Origin of the sequence: Streptococcus mitis (genome assembly GCF_001579035.1) — a bacterium.
Taxonomy (GTDB): domain Bacteria; phylum Bacillota; class Bacilli; order Lactobacillales; family Streptococcaceae; genus Streptococcus; species Streptococcus mitis_J.
The window spans coordinates 265,888-276,139 of the sequence record NZ_KQ970287.1 but is presented as its reverse complement, the minus strand read 5'-3'; the positions used below and the strand labels follow the sequence as shown (position 1 = coordinate 276,139).

The 10,252-nt window shown below is 40.6% G+C and carries 12 protein-coding genes, 1 tRNA gene, 1 pseudogene and 1 riboswitch; of the genes and pseudogenes, 5 read left to right on the top strand and 9 right to left on the bottom strand.

What is annotated here, in order from left to right; all coding sequences use genetic code 11:
• The 4 genes from SMIDD26_RS11595 to SMIDD26_RS05760 form a co-directional block, all read right to left on the bottom strand.
• Positions 1–288: L-threonylcarbamoyladenylate synthase (locus SMIDD26_RS11595; protein WP_246746937.1), on the bottom strand; the 288-nt coding region annotated here is incomplete at its 3' end.
• A complete protein-coding gene (gene prmC / locus SMIDD26_RS05770) occupies positions 272–1,108 on the bottom strand; it encodes a peptide chain release factor N(5)-glutamine methyltransferase (RefSeq protein WP_061439442.1) in 837 nt (278 codons plus the stop codon). The genes SMIDD26_RS11595 and prmC, both read right to left, overlap by 17 nt.
• Positions 1,108–2,187 (bottom strand): peptide chain release factor 1, encoded by a 1,080-nt coding sequence (gene prfA, locus SMIDD26_RS05765; protein ID WP_061439440.1) that lies wholly within the window; start codon positions 2,185–2,187, stop codon positions 1,108–1,110. Before prfA ends, prmC begins: the two co-directional genes overlap by 1 nt.
• The gene (locus SMIDD26_RS05760) at positions 2,184–2,774 is read right to left on the bottom strand and encodes a thymidine kinase (RefSeq protein ID WP_049524095.1); all 591 of its coding nucleotides are present in this window, start codon (positions 2,772–2,774) and stop codon (positions 2,184–2,186) included. Before SMIDD26_RS05760 ends, prfA begins: the two co-directional genes overlap by 4 nt.
• A 122-nt stretch (positions 2,775–2,896) precedes the next feature.
• Here SMIDD26_RS05760 and SMIDD26_RS05755 point away from each other — a divergent pair, with 122 nt between their 5' ends.
• Both SMIDD26_RS05755 and mnmE read left to right on the top strand, forming a co-directional pair.
• The gene (locus tag SMIDD26_RS05755) at positions 2,897–3,079 is read left to right on the top strand and encodes a 4-oxalocrotonate tautomerase (protein ID WP_001117401.1); all 183 of its coding nucleotides are present in this window, start codon (positions 2,897–2,899) and stop codon (positions 3,077–3,079) included.
• 137 nt (positions 3,080–3,216) lie between these two features.
• Positions 3,217–4,590: a tRNA uridine-5-carboxymethylaminomethyl(34) synthesis GTPase MnmE gene (gene mnmE, locus SMIDD26_RS05750; protein ID WP_061439438.1), complete on the top strand. Its 1,374-nt coding sequence runs from the start codon at positions 3,217–3,219 to the stop codon at positions 4,588–4,590.
• A 45-nt stretch (positions 4,591–4,635) separates the two neighbouring features.
• Here mnmE and dapA read toward each other — a convergent pair whose 3' ends face one another.
• The 4 genes from dapA to SMIDD26_RS05730 all read right to left on the bottom strand — a co-directional run bounded on the left by dapA (position 4,636) and on the right by SMIDD26_RS05730 (position 7,739).
• Positions 4,636–5,571: a 4-hydroxy-tetrahydrodipicolinate synthase gene (gene dapA / locus SMIDD26_RS05745; RefSeq protein ID WP_000121608.1), complete on the bottom strand. Its 936-nt coding sequence runs from the start codon at positions 5,569–5,571 to the stop codon at positions 4,636–4,638.
• A 55-nt stretch (positions 5,572–5,626) separates the two neighbouring features.
• On the bottom strand, positions 5,627–6,703 hold the full coding sequence (locus tag SMIDD26_RS05740) for an aspartate-semialdehyde dehydrogenase (RefSeq protein ID WP_061439436.1): 1,077 nt from the start codon (positions 6,701–6,703) through the stop codon (positions 5,627–5,629).
• A gap of 354 nt (positions 6,704–7,057) precedes the next feature.
• Positions 7,058–7,130, bottom strand: a tRNA-Thr gene (locus SMIDD26_RS05735).
• Positions 7,131–7,229: 99 nt separating this feature from the next.
• The gene (locus SMIDD26_RS05730) at positions 7,230–7,739 is read right to left on the bottom strand and encodes a QueT transporter family protein (protein WP_000737071.1); all 510 of its coding nucleotides are present in this window, start codon (positions 7,737–7,739) and stop codon (positions 7,230–7,232) included.
• A riboswitch (PreQ1 riboswitch) is annotated at positions 7,737–7,833 on the bottom strand. (Overlaps the previous gene by 3 nt.)
• A 28-nt stretch (positions 7,834–7,861) precedes the next feature.
• On the opposite strand from SMIDD26_RS05730, the gene SMIDD26_RS05725 reads away from it, so the two are divergent.
• The gene (locus SMIDD26_RS05725; protein WP_061439435.1) at positions 7,862–8,293 is read left to right on the top strand and encodes a GtrA family protein; all 432 of its coding nucleotides are present in this window, start codon (positions 7,862–7,864) and stop codon (positions 8,291–8,293) included.
• A gap of 81 nt (positions 8,294–8,374) precedes the next feature.
• Positions 8,375–8,752 carry a large conductance mechanosensitive channel protein MscL gene (gene mscL, locus SMIDD26_RS05720; RefSeq protein ID WP_000916792.1) on the top strand — a complete coding sequence of 126 codons (378 nt, stop codon included), beginning with the start codon at positions 8,375–8,377 and terminating at the stop codon, positions 8,750–8,752.
• A 40-nt stretch (positions 8,753–8,792) separates the two neighbouring features.
• Here the strand turns inward: mscL and hemH are convergent, their stop codons facing one another.
• Positions 8,793–9,887 carry a ferrochelatase gene (hemH, locus tag SMIDD26_RS05715; protein WP_061439434.1) on the bottom strand — a complete coding sequence of 365 codons (1,095 nt, stop codon included), beginning with the start codon at positions 9,885–9,887 and terminating at the stop codon, positions 8,793–8,795.
• Between the two features lie 153 nt (positions 9,888–10,040).
• Here hemH and SMIDD26_RS12960 point away from each other — a divergent pair.
• Positions 10,041–10,252: pseudogene (locus SMIDD26_RS12960) on the top strand (peptidase T); the annotation flags it as partial.

Below are 10,252 nucleotides of genomic sequence, written 5' to 3'. Positions count from 1 at the left end.
CCAATAGGGAACTTGGTCATTGGCTTCAAGGATAATGGTCAAGGGACCTGGTAAAAAGGTCTCTACAAGTTTTTGAAGATAAGTTGGCTGATTCTTAGAAAAGTGCAAGATGTCCTCGAGAGAGGCGATATTGAGATTGAGGGCCTTATCTCTAGGACGACGTTTGAGTTGGTAAACATAGTTAACTGCTTTTTCATCTAAGGCCTTAGCAAAAAGACCATAAACAGTCTCTGTAGGCAGAACGACAGCTCCACCATTTTCCAACTCTTGTCTAATCCTGTCCATCATCAATCACGACCATCCTATCTTGACCAAACTGGTCCTTGAGTGTTCGAACTCTTTTTTCAGGAAGATGTTTTCTAAAAAGTTCGGGAACACTTTGACCTTGCTTGTATCCAATTTCAAGGTAAATCTTACCACCATCTTTGAGATAGTCTTTTGCATCTTCCGCAATTCTACGGTAAATAGCTAGGCCATCCTCATCTGCAAAGAGAGCTAGATGAGGCTCCGAATGAAAAACATTCAAGCCGACCTCTGACTCATCTTCACGAGAGATATAGGGTGGATTGGAAACAATTATATCATATTTTTCAGAAATTTCTGTAAAACAGTCAGATTTTTTTAAAAATATTTGAAGATTTTGATTTTTAGCATTTTCCTTAGCTAAATCTAAAGCATCTTGGGAAATATCTGCTGCTGTCACTGACCAATCTGGTCTATTTTTTGCTAGAGCGAGAGCAATAGCTCCACTACCTGTTCCAATATCCAGAACAGAAAGATTCGTCTCAGGATTTTCAGCCAGGATAAGCTCCACCAACTCCTCTGTCTCTGGACGAGGAATCAAAACCCGCTCATCAACTGTTAACTGCATTCCATAAAAATCTGCCTGTCCAATGATGTACTGGGCAGGTTTATGAGCTGCTAACTGTTGGAAAATTCCTTTTACAAATTGTTCTGCTTCTTCTGTTACCTCTTTCTGGAGGGCAAAAACAAAGTCCGTAAAAGATAGATTTTTCAGGCTACGATAGACAAAAGAGAGGCTTTCAGCTTCCTCTCCTTGTCTTATCAACTCTTCTTCAAAATCTGAAAATAATTGAGCTAATTTCATTATTTGTTTAATTCTTCTAATTTTTGTGTTTGGTCATAGAGCACCAAGGCATCCACAACTTCATCCAATTTACCAGACAGAATGGTATCTAGTTTTTGGAGGGTCAAACCAATACGGTGGTCAGTCACACGGTTTTGTGGGAAGTTATAAGTACGAATCCGTTCTGAACGGTCACCAGTACCAATCGTTGACTTACGCTCAGCGTCTTGTTCATCTTGTGCAATTTGTGCAAAGTGGTCAGCAACACGCGCACGAATGATTTTCATGGCCTTCTCACGGTTCTTCTGCTGGGTACGTTCTTCCTGCATCTCTACCTTGATATTGGTTGGCAAGTGAACGATACGAACAGCAGTCGCAACCTTATTGACGTTCTGTCCACCAGCACCAGAGGCGTGATAGATGTCGACACGAAGGTCTTTTGGATCAATGTCGTATTCAACCTCTTCAACTTCTGGCATAACAAGAACTGTCGCTGTCGAAGTATGAACACGACCTTGACTTTCTGTCACAGGAACACGTTGCACACGGTGGGCACCTGATTCGTACTTAAGCTTAGAGTATACAGACTGACCTGAAACCATAGCAACCACTTCTTTAAAACCACCGACACCATTCATAGAGGCTTCCATGACTTCAAAGCGCCAACCTTGGGCTTCCGCATACTTTTGATACATGGTTAGCAAATCCCCAGCGAAGAGCGCTGCTTCGTCTCCACCAGCAGCTCCACGGATTTCAAGGATGATGTTCTTGTCATCGTTTGGGTCCTTTGGAAGGAGCAAGATTTTCAATTTTTCTTCGTATTCTTCTTTTTCAACCTTGGCGTCTTTGAGTTCTTGCTTGGCCATTTCTTCCAAGTCCGCATCTCCGCTTGATTCCTTAATCATCTCTTCAGCGTCAACGATGTTTTGAAGGACTTGTTTGTACTCACGGTAGGCTGTTACGGTGTCACGAGTGGAAGCCTCTTCTTTCGAAAGTTCCATGAAACGCTTGGTGTCCGAAACCACATCTGGGTCACTGAGCAATTCTCCTAATTCTTCATAACGGTCTTCTACAGCTTGTAGTTGATCATAGATGTTCATTTTTCTTCATTCTCCTTATTGATTTCAGGGGCAAAATAATGTTTACGGCAAACTGAGATATAGGTTTCATTACCGCCAATCTGGATCTGTTCTCCATCGTAAACGGGCAGTCCATCCTGTGTTCGCAAAACCATAGTTGCCTTTTTCTTACAATACTGACAGATGGTCTTGATTTCGTCAATCTTGTCTGCTAAGAGCAAGAGATACTTGGAACCTTCGAACAGTTCATTGCGAAAATCATTTTTCAAACCAAAAGCCATGACAGGTATGTCTAACTCATCGACAACACGAGCTAGATCGTAAACATGGTGACGCTTGAGAAACTGAGCCTCATCGACCAAAACACAGTAAGGTGTTTCTGGTAGGTCTCGGATATAGCCAAAGATATCCGTCGTCTCCTCAATCGCAAGAGCAGGGCGTTTCATACCGATTCGACTCGACACATAGCCAACACCGTCACGCGTATCCAGAGCTGAAGTCATAATCACAACACCTTTTCCTTGCTCCTCATAGTTATAGGCCACCTTGAGAATCTCAATCGTCTTACCAGAGTTCATGGTCCCATAACGATAATACAACTGTGCCATGCTTCTATTTCACGTCCATTTCTAAATTTTTGCTACATTCTAGTATATCATAATTTTCTTAAGCTTTAAACGGCAAAATGTGGTAAAATAGAAGTAATCAAAAACTAGTGGAGGAAGCTATTATGCCATTTGTACGCATCGATTTATTTGAAGGACGCACGCTCGAGCAAAAGAAGGCTCTTGCTAAGGAAGTAACGGAAGCGGTTGTCCGTAACACTGGAGCACCTCAATCTGCTGTCCATGTCATCATCAACGACATGCCAGAAGGAACTTACTTCCCACAAGGGGAAATGCGCACCAAATAAGCTAGCTTAAGCAGAATTGCTTAGGCTTTTTCAATCTCCAAGTAGCATCCATTGAAGAAATAGTTCAAATTTGTTACAATTTGAAAAGAGACTTGGAAAAATTTCCAAGAAAAGAGCTATTTATTAAAGGAAACATTATGATTACACGTGAATTTGATACCATCGCTGCTATATCTACTCCACTAGGTGAAGGGGCTATTGGTATTGTCCGCCTAAGCGGAACAGACAGTTTTGCTATTGCGCAAAAGATTTTTAAAGGAAAAGACTTGAGTCAAGTTGCTAGCCATACCCTTAACTACGGTCACATCGTTGACCCTCAGACAGGAAAAGTCATGGACGAGGTTATGGTTGGAGCTATGAAATCTCCAAAAACCTTCACTCGTGAGGATATTATCGAGATTAACACCCACGGTGGGATTGCGGTGACCAATGAAATTCTCCAGCTAGCTATTCGTGAAGGAGCTCGGTTGGCAGAACCCGGTGAATTTACCAAACGTGCCTTCCTAAACGGTCGTGTGGACTTAACTCAGGCTGAGGCTGTGATGGATATCATCCGTGCAAAAACCGACAAGGCCATGAACATTGCAGTTAAACAATTGGACGGTTCTCTTTCTGATCTTATCAATAATACCCGTCAAGAAATCCTCAATACGCTTGCCCAAGTCGAGGTTAATATTGACTATCCTGAGTATGACGATGTTGAGGAAGCCACTACTGCTGTTGTCCGTGAGAAGACTATGGAGTTTGAGCAATTGCTAACCAATCTCCTTAAGACAGCCCGTCGCGGCAAAATCCTCCGTGAAGGAATTTCCACTGCTATCATCGGACGCCCAAACGTTGGGAAATCTAGCCTTCTCAACAACCTCTTGCGTGAGGACAAGGCTATCGTTACAGATATTGCTGGTACTACTCGAGATGTCATTGAAGAATACGTCAACATCAACGGTGTCCCTCTCAAATTGATTGATACAGCCGGTATCCGTGAAACGGATGACATCGTGGAACAAATTGGAGTTGAGCGTTCGAAAAAAGCCCTCAAGGAAGCCGACTTGGTTCTACTGGTGCTAAATGCCAGTGAACCACTAACCGCCCAAGACCGACAACTTCTTGAGATTAGCCAAGATACCAACCGTATTATTCTTCTTAATAAAACCGACCTGCCTGAAGCGATTGAAACTTCGGAACTACCTGAAGACGTTATTCGTATTTCAGTCCTTAAAAACCAAAACATCGATAAGATTGAAGAGAGAATCAACAACCTCTTCTTTGAAAATGCTGGTTTGGTTGAGCAAGACGCAACCTACCTATCAAATGCACGTCACATTTCCTTGATTGAAAAAGCAGTTGAAAGCCTACAAGCTGTTAACCAAGGGCTGGAACTAGGTATGCCAGTTGACTTGCTTCAAGTTGACTTGACTCGTACTTGGGAAATCCTCGGAGAAATCACTGGAGATGCTGCTCCTGATGAACTCATCACCCAACTTTTTAGCCAATTCTGTTTAGGAAAATAAGAAAAATCCATGCTCGTTATTGCGGTCATGGATTTTATTGTCTTATTAGTAATCTGGTCTTAAGACACCTGTTACAGTTGCCTTGGTCGCTTCGTAGTCGCCATCTACGACAACTTTGATAATGCGTTTGGCATCTTCTTCTGGTGCTGGAACAAGAGGTAGACGAGTTGGGCCAGCTTCAAATCCCATATAGTTAAGAACTGCCTTAACTGGAGCAGGACTTGGATAAGAGAAGAGGGCATTGACCTTAGGAATGAACTTGCGCTGAATAGCTGCAGCTTTCTTCATATCACTTTCTGCAATGGCAGTAAACATCTCGTGCATTTCATCCCCATTTGTATGAGAGGCAACAGAAATAACCCCGTCAGCACCAAGGTTCATAGCATGGAAAGCATCTCCATCCTCACCAGTATAGACCAAGAACTCTTCTGGTTTGTGCTCAATCAAGTAAGCCATATTTGCTAAACTAGTACATTCTTTTACGCCAATGATATTTGGATGGTCAGCCAAGCGAAGCATAGTTTCTGGAGTTAATTCGACAACCACACGCCCTGGAATGTTATAAATGATAATAGGTAAGTCAGAAGCGTCTGCAATAGCTTTAAAGTGCTGGTACATTCCTTCTTGAGAAGGTTTATTGTAGTAAGGGACGATTGCAAGTCCAGCAGCAAAGCCACCAAATTCTGCTACTTCTTTGACAAACTCGATAGAGTCACGCGTATCATTGGTACCTACACCCGCAATCAAAGGAACGCGTCCATTGACAATCTTTTGTACAGCCGCAAACAGTTCCAACTCCTCATCGTGGGTCAAGGTTGGACTCTCAGCAGTGGTCCCTGCAAGGAGAATTCCGTCTGTATGATGCGCCAATAAATGCTCAATCAAGGCTGGAATGGCATCAAAATTAATGGAACCATCCTCATGGAAGGGGGTAATGAAGGCCGTGATGATTTTACACTCTTTTAAATCTTGATAAGACATGAAAACACCTCTCTATTTCAAAGAAGGAGTTCATATGAACTCCTAAACGTTATGACTATTTTAATTCAAATTTCAATTCAGCTGTTGGACGAACCAATCCACGTTCGTGCAAAGTTTCAGCAATCTGAACTGAGTTCCAAGCAGCACCTTTGAGAAGGTTATCTGAAACAACCCACATGTGAATTCCTTTTTCTGCATCCAAGTCTTTACGGATACGACCAACAAAGGTATCACGTGAACCCACTGCATTGATAGCTTGAGGATAAATTTGATGAGCTACATCATCCTCAAGAACAGCACCTGGGAAGGCTGCGATAGCTGCTTTTACTTCTTCGATTGGAGCCACTTCTTTTGTTTCGATGTAAACAGACTCAGAGTGAGCTGACAAGACTGGAATGCGCACACATGTTGCAGACACCGCGATGCTATCATCTTCCATGATTTTCTTAGTTTCCTTAGTCATCTTCATCTCTTCGTAAGTGTAATCATTGTCAGTGAAAACATCAATTTGTGGAAGAGCGTTAAAGGCGATAGGATAGTGTTTCTTGTCCCCACCTGAAGGCAAGATTTCCGCATGCAAATCACGTGGTTTCACACCATCATTCAACACTTCACGAAGTTCGCGTTGTGTTTCAAGAATCGCTCCCATACCAGAACCTGAGACAGCTTGGTAAGTTGAAACGATGATACGATCCAAGCCCCATTTTTGACGGACAGGTTCAAGCGCCACCATCATTTGGATTGTTGAACAGTTAGGGCAGGCAATGATACCGTTGTGGGCATCAAGTGCATGAGCATTGACCTCTGGAACAACCAAAGGAACGTCTGGATTTTGACGGAAGTAAGATGTATTATCTACTACTACCGCTCCAGCTTTAACTGCGTATGGTGCATATTTAGCTGATGTAGAACCACCTGCTGAAAAGAGAGCAATATCAACTCCCTCAAAAGCAGTTTCAGTCGTTTCTTCAATTGTAATATCTTGATCTTTAAATTTCAAAGTCTTGCCCGCTGAACGTGCAGAAGCAAGTAAACGAATTTTATCGATTGGAAGTGTTGATTCTTCCAACATTTTTATCATCTGAGCACCGACAGCACCTGTCGCGCCGACTACAGCAACTGTATATCCCATAAATAACCTCTTTCGGAATTTTCTAAAAATTTCTATAATAGAAGTATTATACTACTTTTTCCATGAATTGCAAAGCTTTTTCATCATTTTTTGGAAAATAAAAATCCCCAGTCGCTAGACCAGGGACTAAGAGGCATCTTCATGTGATGAGCAGGTTCACACAACTCATCAAGGTCCGCTCCTGCGTTATGACCTCCTTATGCTCAATAGTAGCCCGAAGACTACCTATCGACTCATCGCACCTACTATTCTACTAAAGAGAATGACTTTTGTCAACAGACGAAACGCTTTAACTTCATTTATACAGGTCGATAAGAAAAACCTTGGTCTCCCAAGGTCATTTTGTTTCTATCATGCTAATTGCCGGGATTGAACCGGCGACCTCATCCTTACCATGGATGCGCTCTGCCAACTGAGCTAAATCAGCTTACTTGAAAAGTATACTATAATCAGAAAAGCTTGTCAAGTTTCCTTAGAAATTTTCTATAAGAAAAAGCCAGGTAAAGGCTACCTAGCTTGTCCTGTTCTATTTGCTTAAATCGATTCGACGACCAATTTTACCAATAATAATCGCTCCAATAATCAATGAGGCAAATTCACCGATCCCTGTTGTAAACCAAGTAAGGAAGAATGGTAATTCTGCTACAATATTTAACTCTGCAGCGATGGTAAACATGGAAATTGAAAAGAGGATTGAAAAGAAGAAATGATCTTTTCGAATCAATCCGTTAAAGAGGTAATCCTTGCTATATTTTGCAAAAAGCCAAACACCTAGACTGAGGAATACTAAGGTTGATCCGCCACCAACAAAGACATCTAGCAGTCCGAAGCTAAAGAAATTAGCAATCATACAACCGATAGTAACTCCGATGATGTACTTGGGATTGTAAAAAGCCATAAAGTTCATCATTTCTGAAATACGAAACTGATAAGCACCATAGCTGATAGCATTTAGGGGCGGTGTGACAGTCAAAACGACATAGATAGCAGCAACGATTGCAATATCTGCAACATCACGAATAGTTAATTTTTTCATCTTTTCTCCTTTGGCGGTTGCCCGCGTGTAATATGCTTGGTGAAAGAAGCTAAGCACCAAGGGTTGCTTTATTCAACCTTACTAGTATAGCACAATAGCCTGCTTTATGCTATACTTAAAGCATGAAAAAACCTATTCAAAAATTTTTTAACAATGAAATCTTAGCCTATCTCTTCTTTGGCTTTGCGACAACTCTAGTTTCGATTCTCTCACGACTAGTCATTTATCAGCTAAGTCATCAGGAACTTCTTGCTACGGCCTTGGCAAATATATTTGGTATCCTCTTTGCCTTTATCACAAATGATACGATTGTATTTAAGCAAGCAAGGAAGAATCGCCTTATCCGTTTATTGAAATTTTCTCTTGCTCGCCTTTCTACTTTTCTGTTAGACTTGTTTTTAACTTTTCTCTTTGTAACCCAATTTCCTCACATCATAGGGAAATTTGTAAATGAAAATCTTGATAAGGTAAATGCAATTGAAACAATAATTGCACAAATACTCATTATTATCATCAATTATATCTTGAGCAAGATCTATATTTTTAGAAAATAATGCTCCATTTATGAGCCTTTTAATTGCCTTCTATAATGATTTAGGATACAATGAAACACGAAACGTTGAAAGGAAAACAGTATGTTAAAAAATCTAAAATCATTCTTGCTTAGAGGAAATGTTATTGACCTTGCTGTCGGTGTTGTCATTGCCTCTGCTTTTGGTGCTATCGTTACTTCACTTGTAAACGACATTATCACTCCTCTTATTTTAAATCCCGCTTTGAAAGCTGCTAAAGTCGAACGTATCGCTCAACTTTCTTGGCATGGAGTCGGCTATGGTAACTTTTTAAGTGCTATTATCAATTTTATCTTTGTCGGTACCGCCCTCTTCTTTATTATCAAGGGTATTGAAAAAGCACAGAAACTGACTGGCATAAAGGAAGAAAAAACTGACGAAAAAAAACCAACCGAATTGGAAGTCCTTCAAGAAATCAAAGCACTTTTGGAGAAAAAATAATCGTTTAAAAGGATCTAGCACAAAGCTAAATCCTTTTTCTTTACTCTTTGGGCAACTTGCCTGCTTTTTCTAGCATCTTCTTGATAAGATAAGGCATCTTAACATTCTCCCGTCCTTTTTTCTCAATCAGTTTTTTCACAAATTCTGGCATTTGTAAATCTTGAGATTCAGCCAAAATGTTTTTCGTCTCATCTGAAGGAACTAACTCATCAAAGGTTTCTTCTTCTGGGAGAAATTCCTTAAACTCTTGATGTTCATTGGCTCTAACTGTATTGACCAAGGCATCAATCAAGCGAGAATCTGTATTTGGCATTGGTGGACGATGGTAGTTTACCCCAAATTCCTGACACAAGTCATAACATTCCACATCATTGTCAAACAAGACTTCAATATGCTCGCTAATGAAGCTGATAGGAACAAAAATATAATGGTCTGGATGTTCTGTCTGTTCTCTGAGATACTCCAAAACATCTGGCTTAATCCATGGAATCCCAATATCACTCTCACTTTGCCAGGTATTTGTATATTGATCGGAACTCAAACCTAGTTTTTCAGCAACTAGCTTGCTATTTTCGAAAATTTGGTCTATATAAGGATCACCAAAGTCCAAGGCAAAAATAGGCACACTGTGGGCTGAAAAGATGACTTTAAAGCTATCTGGCTTTACTTCTTCTTTTAAAATCTTAGCAATTTCATCTGCCCAATAGTTTAAGAGCGCTTCTTCTTGATACCAATCCTTAATGACTAAAAATTGAATTTGTTTGCTTTCTAAAAATTTCTCATAACCCATGACAGAGTAAAAAGAATAATGGGGCTCCAAAATCAAGCAAATACACTGCTCAATTCCGTCTGCTTCCATCTGACCAATCACATCTGGAATAAAGGGACTGGAAAACTTATTGGCAAAATAGACACTATATTCATTTCCTAGCCTAGCTTCTACCAAGGCAACTTCTTCACGAGTAATTCTTTGCAGAGGCGTGCCTCCAATTCGTACATAATTATCGTAGAGAGTTTGAATTTCGTGGTCTTGAGGTCTCACTCCACGACGAATATTTGTGAAAAAATCAGCCACACCTTCAAAGGTAATCTCTTCTGGCGAACCGAAAGTCATCATTAAAATTGCTTTTTTCATAATTGCTTCCTTGTGATATTTTTATCAAGTTTATTTTATCATTTATCCATTAATAAGTAAACGCCAACATAGCGAATTTCCCTAACTTCTGTCTTTTGTTTTTCTCTCTTTTCTATGATACAATGGAAAAAATGAATTCAAAAGGAGTTTTTTATGACTTATCCCAATCTCTTGGATCGCTTCCTAACCTACGTTAAGGTCAACACGCGCTCTGATGAACACTCTACTACTACTCCAAGTACACAGAGTCAGGTTGACTTCGCAACAAATGTCCTAATTCCTGAAATGAAACGTGTTGGACTTCAAAACGTCTACTACCTTCCAAATGGTTTTGCAATTGGAACCTTGCCAGCAAATGATCCGTC

Bases quoted from the DNA above. Each gene is read 5' to 3' on its own strand.
- prmC (WP_061439442.1), bottom strand. From the start codon at position 1,108: ATGAAATTAGCTCAATTATTTTCAGATTTTGAAGAAGAGTTGATAAGA.
- prfA (WP_061439440.1), bottom strand. From the start codon at position 2,187: ATGAACATCTATGATCAACTACAAGCTGTAGAAGACCGTTATGAAGAA.
- SMIDD26_RS05760 (WP_049524095.1), bottom strand. From the start codon at position 2,774: ATGGCACAGTTGTATTATCGTTATGGGACCATGAACTCTGGTAAGACG.
- SMIDD26_RS05755 (WP_001117401.1), top strand. From the start codon at position 2,897: ATGCCATTTGTACGCATCGATTTATTTGAAGGACGCACGCTCGAGCAA.
- mnmE (WP_061439438.1), top strand. From the start codon at position 3,217: ATGATTACACGTGAATTTGATACCATCGCTGCTATATCTACTCCACTA.
- dapA (WP_000121608.1), bottom strand. From the start codon at position 5,571: ATGTCTTATCAAGATTTAAAAGAGTGTAAAATCATCACGGCCTTCATT.
- SMIDD26_RS05740 (WP_061439436.1), bottom strand. From the start codon at position 6,703: ATGGGATATACAGTTGCTGTAGTCGGCGCGACAGGTGCTGTCGGTGCT.
- SMIDD26_RS05730 (WP_000737071.1), bottom strand. From the start codon at position 7,739: ATGAAAAAATTAACTATTCGTGATGTTGCAGATATTGCAATCGTTGCT.
- SMIDD26_RS05725 (WP_061439435.1), top strand. From the start codon at position 7,862: ATGAAAAAACCTATTCAAAAATTTTTTAACAATGAAATCTTAGCCTAT.
- mscL (WP_000916792.1), top strand. From the start codon at position 8,375: ATGTTAAAAAATCTAAAATCATTCTTGCTTAGAGGAAATGTTATTGAC.
- hemH (WP_061439434.1), bottom strand. From the start codon at position 9,887: ATGAAAAAAGCAATTTTAATGATGACTTTCGGTTCGCCAGAAGAGATT.